At 42.3% G+C, this 16,859-nt stretch carries 12 protein-coding genes; 8 read left to right on the top strand and 4 right to left on the bottom strand.

Annotated elements, in window-relative coordinates; genetic code table 11:
• Nucleotides 1-300: 300 nt before the first annotated feature.
• Complete coding sequence (locus VUI23_RS19405; RefSeq protein ID WP_342805543.1) at nucleotides 301-810, bottom strand: EF-hand domain-containing protein; 510 nt, start codon at nucleotides 808-810, stop codon at nucleotides 301-303.
• Nucleotides 811-1,304: 494 nt separating this feature from the next.
• Between VUI23_RS19405 and VUI23_RS19400 the strand changes: the two genes are divergently transcribed.
• Nucleotides 1,305-3,638, top strand: coding sequence for a TonB-dependent receptor (locus VUI23_RS19400; protein ID WP_342805541.1), 2,334 nt, complete (start codon nucleotides 1,305-1,307; stop codon nucleotides 3,636-3,638).
• A 193-nt stretch (nucleotides 3,639-3,831) separates the two neighbouring features.
• Nucleotides 3,832-5,907, top strand: coding sequence for a TonB-dependent receptor (locus VUI23_RS19395; protein ID WP_342805539.1), 2,076 nt, complete (start codon nucleotides 3,832-3,834; stop codon nucleotides 5,905-5,907).
• A gap of 86 nt (nucleotides 5,908-5,993) precedes the next feature.
• Here the strand turns inward: VUI23_RS19395 and VUI23_RS19390 are convergent, their stop codons facing one another.
• Nucleotides 5,994-6,566, bottom strand: coding sequence for a prepilin-type N-terminal cleavage/methylation domain-containing protein (locus VUI23_RS19390; RefSeq protein ID WP_216048691.1), 573 nt, complete (start codon nucleotides 6,564-6,566; stop codon nucleotides 5,994-5,996).
• A gap of 238 nt (nucleotides 6,567-6,804) precedes the next feature.
• On the opposite strand from VUI23_RS19390, the gene VUI23_RS19385 reads away from it, so the two are divergent.
• Nucleotides 6,805-7,272 carry a type II secretion system protein gene (locus VUI23_RS19385; RefSeq protein WP_216048692.1) on the top strand — a complete coding sequence of 156 codons (468 nt, stop codon included), beginning with the start codon at nucleotides 6,805-6,807 and terminating at the stop codon, nucleotides 7,270-7,272.
• Between the two features lie 93 nt (nucleotides 7,273-7,365).
• Here VUI23_RS19385 and VUI23_RS19380 read toward each other — a convergent pair whose 3' ends face one another.
• Together VUI23_RS19380 and VUI23_RS19375 are read right to left on the bottom strand one after the other, a co-directional pair.
• Nucleotides 7,366-8,658 (bottom strand): NAD(P)/FAD-dependent oxidoreductase, encoded by a 1,293-nt coding sequence (locus VUI23_RS19380; RefSeq protein ID WP_342805537.1) that lies wholly within the window; start codon nucleotides 8,656-8,658, stop codon nucleotides 7,366-7,368.
• A 156-nt stretch (nucleotides 8,659-8,814) separates the two neighbouring features.
• Entirely contained in the window at nucleotides 8,815-10,935 is a 2,121-nt protein-coding gene (locus VUI23_RS19375) for a TonB-dependent receptor (RefSeq protein WP_216048694.1), read from the bottom strand.
• A 407-nt stretch (nucleotides 10,936-11,342) separates the two neighbouring features.
• Here VUI23_RS19375 and VUI23_RS19370 point away from each other — a divergent pair, with 407 nt between their 5' ends.
• From VUI23_RS19370 to VUI23_RS19350, 5 genes are all read left to right on the top strand, one after another.
• Nucleotides 11,343-12,509, top strand: coding sequence for a porin (locus tag VUI23_RS19370; protein ID WP_342805535.1), 1,167 nt, complete (start codon nucleotides 11,343-11,345; stop codon nucleotides 12,507-12,509).
• A 153-nt stretch (nucleotides 12,510-12,662) separates the two neighbouring features.
• Entirely contained in the window at nucleotides 12,663-14,180 is a 1,518-nt protein-coding gene (locus VUI23_RS19365; protein ID WP_216048696.1) for an aldehyde dehydrogenase family protein, read from the top strand.
• A 126-nt stretch (nucleotides 14,181-14,306) separates the two neighbouring features.
• Nucleotides 14,307-15,284, top strand: coding sequence for a transporter substrate-binding domain-containing protein (locus VUI23_RS19360; protein WP_342805533.1), 978 nt, complete (start codon nucleotides 14,307-14,309; stop codon nucleotides 15,282-15,284).
• Nucleotides 15,250-16,065 carry an ABC transporter permease gene (locus VUI23_RS19355; protein WP_252729210.1) on the top strand — a complete coding sequence of 272 codons (816 nt, stop codon included), beginning with the start codon at nucleotides 15,250-15,252 and terminating at the stop codon, nucleotides 16,063-16,065. Before VUI23_RS19360 ends, VUI23_RS19355 begins: the two co-directional genes overlap by 35 nt.
• Nucleotides 16,059-16,808 carry an ABC transporter ATP-binding protein gene (locus VUI23_RS19350; RefSeq protein ID WP_342805531.1) on the top strand — a complete coding sequence of 250 codons (750 nt, stop codon included), beginning with the start codon at nucleotides 16,059-16,061 and terminating at the stop codon, nucleotides 16,806-16,808. Before VUI23_RS19355 ends, VUI23_RS19350 begins: the two co-directional genes overlap by 7 nt.
• The last annotated feature ends 51 nt before the right edge of the window (nucleotides 16,809-16,859 follow it).

Below are 16,859 nucleotides of genomic sequence, written 5' to 3'. Positions count from 1 at the left end.
CGTTAAACCAATAGTGTATTCTTTTACTGGTGGTAATTACATGCTCTTATTCAGTCGGTCACCTTAAACCAGACAGGTTTAAAAGGGAATATGTACAATTAAGCTAATAACATAAAAATATAAAAAACATGACGTTTGTCTAGTCCTAAGATGTGACATGGACTCTATTAGCAAACCAATTTTATATGGTTAAAAAGCTAACTAAAAAGCATCAAACCTAATTTACGTACTGGGATTTTCCCTATTAGGTTTGATGACTTATGTGGGGAAGGGGTTGTTAACAATCAAAACATCCCTTAATTAGGCAGTCGTATTTATGGGGGGAGCGACCTTATTCATCAATTCCACCGATTTTTGGACGCCCTCTTTTGAATAACCTTCAGATTCTAATTCGGTTAGAAGATCTTTCAAGCGTGAAGCCGTAGTCTGGTCTTTTGTATCATCAGCAATCGAAGACAACATGCTTTTGAACGATTCAAAATTTACCGCTTTTTCTGAGTCTTTTTCACCGTACAGACCAATTTCCCCGTCCATTTGGGCCATCATTTGCGTCATTTTTTGTTCACGCTCTTGAACGGCTTTGTCATGTTCTTGTTGGCTCAAATTACCATCGCTATTTGAGTCCATGTTACTGAACATGTCAGCTGATTTGGTGCTCTCTACGCCTTCAGCTGTTAACGCTGCCATAAACTCAGTAGCGCTGACAACTCCGTCTTCATTAGTGTCAGCGATATCAAATTGTTGCTGAGCTTTTTCTTTCTCACGGGCAGCAGGATCTGGGCCACCTCCACCTATCGACATAATATTCATATTTTGCTCCGGTTGGTTAACTTCAACTAGCTACAAAGCAGATTTGATTCCAATTTGTGTAAAGATTATGTAAAGGTCAAAGGTTCAAGGTAAGTAATTGAATTTTAGAATATTAAAAGTTATTGGTGGTGCTTTTTGAGTCACCTGTTAAGCACTCATTTTTTTAATTTTATAGCTAACACGGCATGATTTTGCCTACTTACCAAATTTGTATAAATACAACAGGAAATGTGCTGCCAGCATTGGAGGTGCTGCAATTGCCGCGATAGTAACTTTAAAACTAAGGGAAATACGAAGATTGAGGGCTAATTAGTTTGTACCTCTCTTGGTGCCACTACTACTAAAGTACCCCTTTGGTTAACCCTTTAGCCAATAGGCGTTTGGCACTCTTCTGAATTAGGATTGTTAACCAAAAGTTAATAACAAATACAAGGTCAATAGACATGAAGCGACGGAGCGTATCATTTTCGATGCTGATAATGAGTTTTTCTACGATGGCTCAGCAGCCCGGACCTGAAATTATTGAAAAGCTAGTTATTACCGGAGTATCCCCACTTGGTGTGCAAAGTGTTGGGAGTATATATTCTGTCAATCAGGTACTAGACAGCTCTGATTTGGCGCCTCAATATGGTCCGTCTTTGGCTCGTTTACTCGATAGCCAGTTATTTAGTGTGTCGATCAATGATGTGACTAATAATCCATTTCAACCAGATGTACAATATCGTGGTTTTACCGCATCGCCTTTATTAGGTCTTCCTCAAGGATTATCAGTATATTTAAACGGTACACGCTTCAACGAACCATTTGGTGACACCGTGAATTGGGATTTGTTGCCAACATCGGCATTAGAGCAAGTTTCCCTAGTCGCTGGCGCGAATCCATTGTTTGGTCAAAACACCCTTGGTGGCGCATTGGTTTTGCGTTCTAAAAACGGTTTTAACTTTGAACAGAATAAAATAAGTCTGCAAGCAGGAGATTTTGGTCAGCAGGGGATTAATTTTGAATCCGGTGGTAACAATGAAGAGTGGGCTTACTATGTGAACGTCAACTCTTACCAAGAAGATGGCTGGCGAGATTATTCTGATAGCGAAATAAAACAGCTATTTTCAACAATTAGCTACCAAGGCGATAACCACTTTTCAGAGTTGACCCTAGCTGCGAGCGATAATAGGTTAATTGGTAATGGCGCTATTCCTGTTGAATTAATTCCATTTGAAGGACGCGACGCAATCTTTACTCGGCCTGATCAAACTGAAACTGCGCTACGCTTTATTAGTTTGAAAAATCAATGGACGCTCTCTGAAGACACCAATTTAGTGGTAAACGCTTATTATCGGAAAAATGAAATTGTCACTTACAACGGTGACGATAGTGATTATGAAGAGTGTGATATTGGTTTTGGTGAAACCCTTTGTGTCGAAGATGAAGATGCCGAAATTGCAGAATTAGATGACGATTTAGAGGGCGATGATGAGGCGGAAGAAGATGACGAATTTGAAGCCGATGATGCTGTACACTTTGTGGATTATGCCGCGCTAACCCCCCTTGAAGATATCTCATCATTTGATGCCGACGACATAGATGGCACAGCCAATACAAGTTTAACGAAAAATCAATCTTCAGGTATCAGCGCAGAGCTAAGCGGCAAGGTCGAAGCCGCCAGCCTAGTGCATCATTGGACTGCAGGACTAGGGATTGATGTGGCTTCAATTGATTTCAGTAGTGATACTGAATTCGCCATACTAAATAACGATAGCGCCGAAGATAGTCGCGATGTGATGGGCATTGGAGTATATGACCTAGATTCTATGGTTAGATTAACAACTGATGTACGCCATCTGCATCTGTTTTTCAGTGATAACATCGTTTTAAACCAACAATGGTCGTTGCAACTATCGGGTCGCTACAATCGCTCAGATATTGACATGGTAGACGGTGTAGAGACTGGTCCAGGCTCGCTAAATGGAGAACATCAATTTAATCATTTCAATCCGTCGTTTGCTGTCCATTATCAGACTGGTGATCTATCGGTTTATAGTAGTTATAGTCAATCCTCTCGAACGCCTAGCCCTGCTGAGTTAAGTTGCGCTGATGAGGATGATCCGTGTAAATTACCCAATGGTTTTGTTGCCGATCCTCCGTTAGAGCAAGTGGTGACTAATACCATTGAATTGGGTGCTCAATGGCAATATCAGAATGGCCAACTTAGCGCTGCTATTTATAGCAGTGACAGTAAGGACGATATTATCTTCCAACAAGCCGGTGATCGTCCCTCAGTTGGCTACTTCGTGAATGTGGATAAAACCCGTCGCCAAGGTATCGAGTTGGGCTTAGCCCATAGTATCGACAAGTTGGATATAGACGCGCAATTTAGTTATCTACAGGCTACTTTTGAATCGTCATTTATGTCGTTTAGCCCGCAAAATCCTTTGGGGCCAAATCGACAAGTTAATCCGCGAGACAAAATTCCTGGTCAGCCAACCACTCAAGCAAGCATATCTTTTGATTACGCGGTTAGCGAAGCGTTCGCTCTTAACGCAGATATTAACTATTCTTCAAGCCAATATTTCCGCGGAGATGAAGCTAACGAGAACCGCCAACTATCTGGTTATACAATTGTAAACCTAGCCGCGAGTTATGGGTTTGAAAATGGTATTAATTTAGCTATCCGCCTAGAAAATGCCTTCGATGAGGAGTTTGAGACCTTTGGAACCTATGGTGAAGCTGACGAAGTATTAGGAGACCTATACCCTGATATAGAATCACCTGAATTTATTGGCCCTGGGCAGCCTCGAACATTACGTTTGTATGCCTCTTATGCCTTCTAGATTAGTGTAAAGTCCTCAATAATCTTCAGTTTAGGGGATACTTAACTGAACGAACTATGGAATCGAATTCACTTAATCGATTTGCGCACAAAAATCGGTTAAGTGAATGAGATTACGTGTGATATTATTCTTTGTTCGAGCCCCGCATCAGGGACAATTTTCACACACTCTAGTTTAAAGGTATTTAATCACTGTGCGTTGTTATTATTCCACCAGACCCTCTCTTATACTCATCCTTACCCTAAGTTTGCTCGGTTCATTTAAATCACAGGGTAACCCGCTCGAATCTGAAAATGTCTCATCTAAGGTTCAGCAATCTTCGCAACAGGAAACAAATAGACAGTTTGCTGGAAATCAACTTAATGATGCTGACGAGCACGACGAGCACGACGAGCATGACGACGAGGTTGAAACTATCACTGTTTCCTCTACGCGAGTTGGTCGCAACGTTACCGATGAACCTGTTCGAATAGAAGTGATTAACCAAGAAGAGCTCGAAGAAAAAGCCATGATGCGCCCGGGTAATATTTCTATGCTAGTGGCCGAAACAGGGGGCGTAAGAGTTCAAACCACATCTCCGGCATTAGGCAGTGCTAATATTCGTTTGCAGGGGCTTTATGGTCGTTATACGCAGTTGCTAAATGATGGTTTAGCCCTTTATGGTGGGCAAGCTGCTTCTATTGGTTTGTTACAAATTCCGCCAACTGATTTAGCCCGTGTTGAAATCATCAAAGGCTCAGCTTCTTCGCTTTATGGTGGTTCAGCAATGGGCGGCGTGATCAATCTCGTCTCTCGCAGACCTTCAGATGAAGCCGAAGGAGAAGTGTTATTTAATTTTACTTCCCGAGATGGACAAGACGTCACCACTTATTTAGCTACTCCGGTAAATGATTCTTTAGGCGTATCATTGACCGCTGGTGGCCATCATCAAAGCACACAAGATTTTGATGATGACGGTTGGATTGATATGGCTGGCTATGAACGCTATACCGCTCGACCTCGCTTATTTTGGGAAGGAGAAAATGGCGCGACTGTTTATGCTACCGCAGGCTACATGACTGAAAATCGTCAAGGTGGCACCCTCGAAGGTTATACCTTGCCCGATGGAAGTTTTTTCGAACAAACTCAAGACAGTGAGCGAATCGATAGTGGCATCATTGCTACCGGACCTTTAGGGGATGTCTTAACCTGGAATGTGCGCGGTTCTGCGATGCTGCAGAAACACGATAAACAATTTGGTGAAGACCTAGATGAAGATAGCCATGAGAGTTATTTATTGGAAAGTACTCTGTCTGGTTATACCGATAAATCGCAATGGGTAGTTGGCCTAGCCATGCAGTCAGATAGTTTTGAGTCAGAATATTATCCTGAGTTTGATTACACCTTTGATGTCCCAGGATTATTTGCCCAAGCTGATTATGAATTCAGCGAGCAGGTATCAACTTCATTAAGTATGCGTTTAGATGATCACAGCGAATATGGCAGCCAGTTGAGCCCTCGAGTATCAGTGTTATACCGTCCGCAAGATTGGACCGTTAGAGCATCTTATGGCCGTGGCTATTTTGCACCAACGCCCTTTGTGGAAGAAATCGAAGCTGCTGGCCTATCACGCTTGGCACCGCTTCAAAACATTCAAGAAGAAACGGCGGTTACCTCTTCATTGGATATTGGGCGTCAATTTGATCAGTTAGAAGTAAACGTTACTTTTTTCGCATCAAATGTTGAGCATGTCACAGAATTAGAAGCTTATGCATCTGAAATCGATGGTCCCCTAGACCGCGTGCGTTTAGTAAATGCGCAAGGTGAATCAAGGATTTACGGTTCAGAATTAATGCTGCGTTATAAATGGCAGGATTTTAAAGTCACCGCCAGCTATCTCTTTTTAGATGCCACCGAGGTTGATCAAACAACTAAGCAGCGTCAACGTATCAAGCTCACTCCTAAACATTCTGCGGGTTTGGTAGCAATGTGGGAACAGCACGGGAAAGGCCGGATTGGTTTTGAAGCCTATTACACTGGAAAACAGCGATTAAGCGGTAATCCCTATCGTTCTGAAAGTAAACCTTATTGGCATCTTGGTTTGTTGGGCGAAATAACCTTAGGTCAATTTAGTTGGTTTGTGAATGCGGAAAACCTTCTGGGTATCCGCCAGACCAAAGAAGATCCATTGGTATTACTAATCAGAGCACCTGATGGTCAATGGACTACCGATATATGGTCGCGTAATGACGGTTTCATTGTGAATGCCGGCCTAAGAATGCGTTTTTAATATATGCATTCATATTGCTAATTGTTTTGGCAATTACTTAGTGCTGAGTAGAAATCTGAGGTGCCAAATAGGGATGCTAAATTTAATTAGCATCCTGTGGTAACAGAACCCGCCCGCGCAGTGTTGTCTGTTCTATCAAAAATATGATAGGCGAAGCAATCGTCTGCGACACTCTTCGATTTTGGATAGATGATACTTGCCACACCGGGAGAAAAAGATAAATCTAAAGTCGCTGGGGCTGAACTAGTGTTGAAATACATAAAACAAAAATCCCCACTGTACTCGCAGATTTCAGTATGTTCATTGTAACCTTGGTCAAGTATATCAATGTCCATGAAATTGGTTAGCGCAGTACCAGAGTATATCCATGGAGTACCATAGACGGTAGCGATAAATACACCGTTCACAGTTACACCTGTTTCACCATCTTCAGGATCAGAATCTCTATCTTTGTTGTGTTGCTGCTTAATCACCGACTTTGCGTAGACTAAATCATTGGCTGATTGCAGTTGTCCACCAATATTCTTCAGCACAGATGCGTTTGCATCCGATGACAAATCAATGAATCGCGGGGCAGCCGTGACGGCCAAAATGCCGAGGATGACGATGACTATTATTAGTTCTATTAGGGTAAACCCTTTACTACGCTGCACTAGCATTCCTTCAAAAATCGATTTTCATAATCCTAATAGATTTCCGAAATAATTAAAAGTGACCGTAAAATAAAGCGTAGTGGAACGCAGGCATTGGGAATCAAATATTATACGGATGTATTCTATGTTATTGATAAATATATAAGTAATCATTTCACTTTGATCTTTTTTCAGCATAATATTATTTAACAGAAGATCGTTAATGAGTTAATTGGTTAAAAAGTTATTTACAAGGAGCATTGTTGTGCACAACAAAAATCATGGATTTACTCTTATTGAGCTAATAGTAGTCATCGTTATTCTTGGCATTTTAGCGGTTGTGGCTGCTCCTCGATTTATTGATCTGAGTACCGATGCTCGATTGGCCACATTAGATGGCTTGGAAGGAACATTGCGCTCAGCGTCTGATTTAGTCCACTTTAAAGCCACAATCGAGAAAAAAACCGATTGCGATACTGACCCTACTATTGAGTTGGGCAGTGAATCTATTACTTTGCGATGTGGTTATGCCTGCCCTCATCCTAGCGGGATTGCCAATGCTGTTGAAATTGATGACAGTTTTACTTGGGTCGGCGGAAATTGCAGCGGCCAGCTAGGTTCTATTGATGTGCAAATTAGCGATGCTCCTGACCCTAGTAACTGCAAGATTCGTTATGTGTCAGCACGATCGACTAGGGAGCCTACTTTCACGCAAACAATCACAGGTTGTTAATTTAAACAAACTCATACTTTGTTAGATACGACATTAAGCTGTGCTAGAAAAGCCCGACAAAATCGGGCTTTTTTGTGTCGGCGCAAGTGGCGCTTAGTGAAGTTTCAACTTGGGACCCACAATGTTCCTGACTTTGCGGAAAAACAAAATAAATATCCCTTTAAACCAGCCGTGAATAGCGAATAGGTGCATATTATAAAGGGATACATATACCAATTTGGCTAACCGCCCTTCTATAAACATACTGCTATTTGACAGTGCACCCATCAAATTTCCCACGGTGCTGTATTTGCTCAAATGCACCAATGAGCCATAGTCTTTGTATTGATATTTTTGTGCCGGTTTATGCTTAAATTCATTGATTATATTGGTTGCTGCAGTACTGGCCATTTGGTGAGCTGATTGCGCCCGTGGAGGCACCCAGCGGCCATCTTCTTGTTGGAACCCACAGCAATCACCAATGGCATATATATTTTCATCTAAGGTACTTTTTAAATAAGGCGTGACCAAAATTTGATTCGCGCGATTGGTTTCAAAGATCCCCAGTTGAGTAATAAAATCAGGTGCTTTTACACCCGCTGACCAGACCATTAAATCGGCTTCAATCAACTCATTATCGCTTGTCATGAACCCCTCTTTTTGCGCCGAAATAACTTTTGTACCTTCTAAAACCTTAATCCCCAACTTGGTTAAAGCCTGGCGAGCTGAGTTGGTGATTTTTTCGGGTAATGCTGGAAGAATGCGCTCCCCAGCTTCAATAATAGTTACCGTTAATTTAGCGGCAGACATTTCCGGCATGCCATAGGCTCTGGCGAGATTGGCGACGTGGTGCAGTTGAGCGGCTAATTCCGTACCGGTAGCGCCACCACCTACTATTGCGACATGCAATGGTTTACTTTCTACACCTTTTTGGTTAATCCGCAGAAGTTGATTAAGCAAAGCTTTATGAAAGCTTTCTGCTTGCGCGAGTGAATCGAGGAAATAGCAGTGATCGGCTACTCCTGGTGTACCAAAGTCATTGCAAACACTGCCAATAGCAAGAACTAGGGTGTCATACTGTAAAGTGCGTTTAGGTAAGATTAACTGCGCATTTTCATCATACAAAGGCGCAAGTTCTATTTGCTGATTTTGTTTGTCGATGTGGCACATATTGCCCAGTTGAAATTGATATTTGTTGGCAACTGCATGAATTCGATAGTTGATGCCATCTGAATTTTTATCAATAACACCTGCCGCGACTTCATGTAAAAGCGGTTTCCAGACATGATTCTGGCTTTTATCAACCAAAATGATTTCTGCTTTGTTTTTTTTCCCTAGCTTTTGACTAAGGCGTTTGACTATTTCAAGGCCGCCAGCGCCTCCTCCTACAACTATAATTTTCTTCATATATGTTCTCCAATCATTCCAGATAGGACATTTATGTTGTAAAAGGCTTATCTTGAAAGACTAGTTCGGGTTAAATAAATGCGGCAGTGAAACACTGCCGCAAAAATGATGATATTGAGCATTAACAATTCATTGTCACTGCTCTTATTTCTATGTCTACCATTTGTAATCTAGTGACATCATCAGGTTTCTAGGTCTACCAGGGAAATAACGATCTCCACCAAAACTGGTGTAATCCGCTCTTTCTGCATAACTGGTATCGGTTAAATTGTTGATTCTGGCAAATAACGTGAGCGCGTCAGTAACTTGCATTGAGGCTCTTAAATTTAATACATCATGGCCATCATAACGGTGAAGGTTCTCAGGATCAGTGTAATAGTTGCCCATGTGCTCCCATTCTAATTCGGCTCTGGCTGATGCATTAATATCCCACCCTAGGCGCGTATTAGCGATGGTTTTTGGCGCGGTATCAATGTAGTTGCCATTGATATCAATGTCACTGAGAATTTGGCTATAGGAGTAGGTATGTTTAGCGTAGCTTGCAGCTACCATCAAATCCCAGTTTTCGGCTAATTGATATTGTAACTCTAACTCAATTCCCCGGTGTCTTGATTCACCATCGTTCACATTGTAGTAGTCACTATCCCTAAAGATGAAGTTGTCTTTATTCATGTTATAGATGGATACTACATAACTCAGTCCATCAAATTGTCCTTTTACCCCAACTTCGGCATTTGTCACTGTTTCAGAGTCTAAATCGGCGACTTCTTGTTCCCGTTGCAGGCGATAGAGTTCTGTTGCTTGTGGTGCGCGATAGCCTCGGGATAAGTTGGCGTAAAATTGTGTGTGCTGAGAAAACTGATAACGGATACCGAGCTTTGGGGAAGTATTGCTATAGCTGTTTTCAGAAGAAGGTGGACGACTGTAGCGGCAACCACCGAAACTACATTCAGTACCATCGTCTTTTGTGCGGCCACTTAACATATTATTGGTGTAGTCGTAATTCATATTTTCGTAGCGTAAACCGAATGACACTAACCAATTATCTTGCTGCCAATCCACTGATATAAAAGGTGCATATAAGGTGGCTTCGACATCATAATCATAATGCATTCCAATGGGTACCGTTGCTGTTAAAAACGCAGAACCTTCGGTTTCAGCATCTTGATATTGGCGCATACTTCCATCGGTTTGTTCTGCATCTAAACCTAGGCTAACGGTGAGGTTGTCAGAAGCGCTGTGTTTCCACATTGACTGCACACCAAAGCCGTCTTGTTCATTTTCTTCCATCGGTGTGCCAGGTAAAAAATGCATTAAGAACGACATGTTTTGATTACGCATATAAGGTGTTATGGAGAGCACATCTTGGTCGCTTAAATTCCAAAGTGCGTTTGACCATAATCTAAAAGACTTGGCTTTTCTAAAGGCTTCTGGGTTTTCGTTGGCCTGTGCTAAGTCTTCGTCTTTGTAACTTTCGAAACCAGTAATATAGCCGGCGGTTTCTTGGTCTAAATTGGTATAAGTGAGTCCAGTGGTGAGGGTCAAGTTATCAGCTTCAAAACGATGGCGTAGGTTAACTTTTTCTTGGTCGACACTTTCTTCATCTCGATATCCTGAATCGCGGGTGACACTGGCATTGATACCGATCCCCGAGTTACCGAAGTCTGCACCTTGTCGAAACTTGTATCGATTATATCCGTAAGAACCGTAATCTATACCGAATAACCCTGCATCTACTGTGGTGTCTGGTGTGATTACGTTTATGACTCCGTGTACGGCATTTGAACCGTAAAATGCAGAGCCCGGCCCTTTGATAACATCTATGCTTTGAGCCATTTCACTGTGGGCTTCAAAAAGCTCGTTGATATTACAAAATCCCGCGGCCCGCAAAGGTATGCCATCTTCTGCGGTGAGAATGCCACCACAAGCACCTGAACCAGCCATTACTTGCGAACGCAGGGCGGGTAGATATTCTTGGCCATTTCCTCGTTGCACCCCAGCGCCGGCAATGAAGCTAAGGGCTTCTTCGATATGAGTGGGAGCTAGCAACCCTAATGTTTGCTCGTCTACTGTACTTACTACATATGGCAAGTTGGAAGTGTTGGTTGCAACTCTAGTGGCTGTAGTTGTAATTCTTTCTATTCCATCGGGCGATTCCTGCGCGATCCCGGAGAATGGCAATAAACAGGCGACTAAACCTAAGTGTGAAAGTCGAATTGATTCACTTAAGCGAGTAAGTGGTGATACTTGCTGAAGGGTTTTAGTTAGAAAAATCATATGAATACAGCCTTCTTAAACATAATTTGGGAGCGCAGTTTGACACTTACGATGCCACAATTCTAGGGTGACATTAGTTACTGAATCATATGTTTATTTTGTGTTAATTAGTAGTTAACAAGCCTGCACTTTACGCACTGTTTTTCTAATACTTTCCAGCCCTAATCGAACTACTTCCATTGGCTACTACTTTAGAACTAGATCTTTAGTCGCTTTCTTTTTGAGGACTAAAGTGCAACACAAAGAGCCCAATCGACGAGTTTCTAATTTGCCGTTAGCAAACAATACTAAATCAACAAAAAAAGTGCGTCGGCAACGTATCGATGCATAGGGTTGGAGTAACCCGGGATAGATAGTTCATGTTGCTCAACCAATAATACTAACAATCAAACAGGGTACACATGAACATGAATAAATTTACATTTACTAAAGTTAGTTTGGCAGTTTTAGGCTTAGTTAGCGGCGCAGCTTCTGCAGCAATAACAATCTATGACGATCCAGAGGTGGCAAGTGTCACAGTTGATGCGTCTTTCAATACATTTTACGTGTCTAGCAGCACAGACAACGACATATCAGGAATAGATCGCGACCAGTCTAGAGTCAAAATGGGCTTTCTACCTAACTATGTGGGTATGAATTTTAGCAAAGAAATTGACGGCGTTAAGGTTGGTGGGCGCTCTTCTTTTTGGGTCACAATAAATGACAGTAATACAGGCGTAACCTCAACAGGAATCGATGTCCGTCAGTTTTATGCCACTTTGGATTTTGATTGGGGGCAGGTATTAATAGGCAAAGATTTTACCTTATTTAACCGTTCTAATATTTTTCTAGACGAAATATTACAAGGTTACGGCAACGTTAACGACACCCTCGGTTTGATTGATGGGCAAGGAGTCTCGTTTGGAAATATTGGTACAGGTTACACCTATCCAATGCCAACGGCTCAAATTACGTATCGTTCACCTGAATTTGCCGGCGGTTTTAAATTAGCCATTGGCTTGATCGACCCTGCTAATACTTCTACTGACACAGGCCCTGGTCGATCGAGTGAAGAGAGCACGCCAAGAATTGAGGGAGAATTAACTTACACCAGCAAGTTTGAAGACGGAATGTTCAATGCCTTTGTCGGTTTTCTTTCGCAAAGCACTGAGAGCGACATTCAAGGTGACGTTGATTCCACAGGCTATTCTTATGGTGCAAAACTCAATATGGGTGGCTTCGCGCTAAACGCCTCTGGTTTTACTGGGGAAGCCATCGGTTTGTTGCTCGGTCCCACAGATAACGCATTAGGTTTACAAAACTTGTTATATGAAGACGGAAATGAAGTGGATAGCAGTGGCTATCTAGTGCAAGGCTCGTATAAAACTGGCGCTAATCGATTTGTCTTGTCGTATGGCAATACTGAAGTTGAAACTCAAACCCCTTGGGAAATGGATGGCGCTCAAGTCGCGTGGTTCCATAGTTATAACAGCGCAGTGACCTTTGTTGTCGAATACGACATGAATGAAATATCCATTGGTGATGCGAGCGAAGAGGTTAAGTCCATCGCCCTTGGAGCCATTGTGAACTTTTAACCAATAGCTTTCAATTTTTGCCCCTAGGTAGGGGCAAAAATTATTTTCCGGCAGCCGGTGCCGGTGTGACTGCCAACTCAATTCGGAGTTGAAGGTGCAAAGTCCGGCAAACTGGTAACGCTTTTACTAAATATGAACACCGGAGTTAACAAAATGATATATGCACAACCTGGACAAGAAAATTCACTCGTAACTTTTAAACAACAGTATGGCAACTACATTGGTGGCGAATGGGTCGCACCGGTCAAAGGACAATACTTTGATAACGTATCGCCTGTTAACAATGAGGTCTTTTGTTCAATTCCTCGTTCAACTGAGGAAGACATTAACTTAGCCCTAGATGCAGCACATAGAGCAAAAGATGCTTGGGGCAAAACGTCTGCAACTGACCGCTCTAATACGCTTTTGAAAATTGCTGACCGTATTGAGCAAAATCTTGAAATGCTGGCGGTTGCTGAAACTTGGGATAACGGTAAAGCTGTGCGTGAAACTTTAAACGCAGATATTCCGTTATGTGTCGACCACTTTCGCTATTTTGCAGGATGTTTGCGTGCTCAAGAAGGCAATATGAGTGAAATTGATGAGAACACCATCGCTTATCACTTCCATGAACCGCTAGGCGTTGTTGGCCAAATTATCCCTTGGAACTTCCCACTTCTGATGGCTGCTTGGAAATTGAGCCCAGCATTGGCGGCGGGTAACTGTGTGGTCATGAAACCAGCAGAACAAACTCCAGCGTCGATTCTGGTACTGATGGAACTGATTGGTGATTTATTGCCACCAGGGGTGCTAAATATTGTAAATGGTTTTGGTAAAGAAGCGGGTGAAGCTTTAGCAACCAGCAAACGTATTGCAAAAATTGCATTCACCGGTTCTACACCAATTGGTTCTCATATTCTTAAATGTGCGGCTGAAAACATCATACCTTCTACCGTTGAGTTAGGTGGTAAGTCTCCAAATATCTACTTTGAAGACGTAATGAATCATGAAGATGAATATCTAAGCAAATGTGTTGAAGGAACTGTGTTGGCATTCTTCAACCAAGGTGAAGTATGTACCTGTCCTTCTAGAGCATTGATTCAAGAATCCATTTACGATGATTTCATTTCACTGGTAGTTGCGCGTACGCAGCAAATTAAACGTGGCAACCCATTGGATACAGAAACCCAAGTGGGTGCGCAGGCTTCAGAACAGCAATATGACAAAATTCTAAGTTACCTAGATATTGGTAAAAAAGAGGGTGCTGAAGTACTTATCGGCGGTGGCCCTGCAATGATTGAAGGTTTCAGCAAAGGTTTTTATGTTGAACCTACTTTGCTAAAAGGTCGCAATGATATGCGCGTGTTCCAAGAAGAAATTTTTGGTCCAGTGGTCGGTGTGACTACCTTTAAAGACGAAGCAGAAGCTTTGGCAATTGCTAACCATTCTGAATTTGGTCTAGGCGCAGGTTTATGGACTCGTGACATGAACCGTTCATACAGAATGGGACGCGCAATTCAAGCGGGTCGAGTATGGACTAACTGCTACCACGCTTACCCTGCCCACGCTGCATTTGGTGGCTATAAAAAATCAGGCGTAGGCCGTGAAAATCATAAGATGGCGTTAGGTCATTATCAACAAACCAAGAACTTATTGGTTAGCTATGACATTAACCCATTGGGCTTTTTCTAAAAGCGTTGCCTTGAAAAAGGCGTAAGTGGGGGTTTCCGCACCCAGTGCGGAAACCTTTTTCGCTTAGCGAATAACAACTTAGGTTGATGATTAACACTCATCCCGTTTAAAACAACCGGAGTATATATGCGAGTTCCAACCGCTTTAGTTTTGTTCTTGGTGTTGTTGCTTAGTGCAACGGCTCAGGCTAGTAACACTATCCGTGTTGGGGTTTTAAAATATGGCACCCTTAATTGGGAAATGGATGTTTTAGAAAAATTACAATTAGCAAAACAATATAACCTTGAGGTTGAACGAATTCCGTTAGGTTCACCGCAAGCGCTGTTAGTTGCCTTACAAGGCGGTTCAATCGATGTCATTCTTAATGATTGGTTGTGGGTGGCACGGCAAAAAGAAGCAAACCGCGACTTTTATTTTTACCCCTATTCCACCGCGGCTGGTGCGCTTGTTACTCATCCCCAATCAAATATTCATGAACTTGCTGATTTACGTGGTAAAACCATTGGCATTGCGGGGGGCAATACCAATAAAAATTGGGTGCTGTACCGAGCATTCTTAAAGCAGCAAGCCAATTTAGATCTCGCTCGCGATGTGACGGTAAAGTTCGCCGCCCCGCCGATGCTCAACGCGCTAATCGCGAAAGGCGATTTAGATGCGGTTATTAATTTCTGGCATTACGCTGCGCAATTGAACGCACAGGGGATGCCGTCTTTAGTGACCATGCCCGAAGTATTGAATGCCCTAAACGTTGAAGGTCAAGTGCCTGTTTTAGGTTGGGTATTCAAACAACAATGGGCGGATAAAAATAGTGAAACCATCAATCTTTTTTTGAGCATGTCCGCGCAAGCTCGCCAACTTATGAAACATGACGACGATATTTGGCGGCAAATCCCCACGTTTAGCAAAAAGTACTCCGCGCAAGTGCAACCCTTTTTAATGGATGGATATCGACAAGGTATTCCCGATACATTTGTGCAATCGCAAAAAGTACAAATAGACGCTCTATTTCAACTCATCAAGGCAAATGACAGTCAACATGCTTTGACGGGCAACTTGGGAGGGCTTCCAGATGATATCTTCTGGCGTCACACCCGTGTTAGATAAAGCTACAAAGCCAATTCAAGTTAAATCTAAGGGTTTCCAAGGAAATACGTTTATTCGTATTGCCTCGTTATTACTATTGTTGGGTCTTTGGCAATTAAGTGTATGGTTTTTTGCAGTACAAATGTTGCCGTCGCCAACAGCGGTCTTTAACGCGCTTATTGAACATATTGCATCAAATGAACTGCCCTATCATTTGGGAGTAACTCTACAACGAGTGATGTTCAGTTTCGTCATTGCTATGTTGCTGGGTTCGATTATTGGTCTGCTCATGGGCTATTTCAAAAAGGTTGATATTTGGCTGGATAGCCTACTCACTTTGGCCCTAAATATACCTGCACTGGTCACCATCATTTTGTGCTTTATGTGGTTCGGGCTAAATGAATTTTCTGCAGTGTTAGCAGTTATTTTGAACAAAGCGCCCAATGTTGCTGTCACTTTACGTGAGGGAGCAAAAGCCATCGATAAAAGTCTGATGGAGGTAGCGAAAGTCTATCAATTACCCTGGCAGCGAACGTTAACAAAAGTATATCTACCACAGCTCTATCCATATTTTTTAGCAGCAGCGAGAACGGGACTAGCGTTAGTTTGGAAAATTGTATTAGTTGTGGAGTTGGTTGGCTGCAGTAACGGTGTTGGTTTTCAACTTGGTAACTTTTTTCAGTTTTTCGATATCACCAGTATTTTGGCATATACCTTTGCTTTTGCTGCAATTATTTACACCGTTGAAGGGCTGATTTTAAGACCCTGGGAACGCAAAGTAACGAGGTGGCGAAAATGTTAACTGTAGATATTCATAACAAAGTTTTTGAAGCTGGTGTCAGCATAATTAAAAACCTGAATTTTTCGGTGGACGAAAACGAAATTGTAGCCTTAATTGGTCCATCGGGTGCGGGTAAAAGTACCTTGCTCAATCTTATTGCTGGTCTTGATGAGCAATTTGAAGGCACTATCACTAGTCCAAATTGTGCAATGCATAATATCGGTTTAATGTTTCAAGAGGCGCGATTGATGCCTTGGTTGACCGTATTGGAAAATGTCGTATTGGTTGCTGAAGGCCGAAAGGATAAACAAAGGGTTGAGCAAGATGCGTTGGAAATCCTTAAACTGGTTGGTATGGAAGGTCATGAGAATGCCTATCCGAAACAATTATCCGGTGGCATGACCAAGCGGGTCGCCTTAGCCAGAGCATTTATGTTTAACCCAGAGGTGTTACTCATGGATGAACCCTTTGCGTCTTTAGATGCACCTTCGGCAGAGCAGTTACGCCAGAAGTTGTTGATTCTTCAACAACAAATGCATTCAAGCATATTATATGTTACCCATGACTTAACTGAAGCTGTCGCTATTGCAGATAGAATCATATTTTTAAGTGAAAAACCGATGACAGTGATCGAAGAAAGAAAAGTGACGCTTCCTCGACCGCGATATTTACATGATCCTGAGGTAGGTGACATTTGCCAATTTTTTTACCGTCAATTTCCAGATTTACTTTGCACACATGAAAATAGTGCTAAATGTATGTGAAACATGATGGCTTTTGTTGTTAAGCAATTGTGAAAGAGATAGTATTCCTCC

The organism is Alteromonas sp. M12, assembly GCF_037478005.1.
GTDB lineage: Bacteria > Pseudomonadota > Gammaproteobacteria > Enterobacterales > Alteromonadaceae > Aliiglaciecola > Aliiglaciecola lipolytica_A.
The sequence above is the reverse complement of the archived record's forward strand: the minus strand, read 5'-3'. Positions and strand labels throughout refer to the sequence as shown.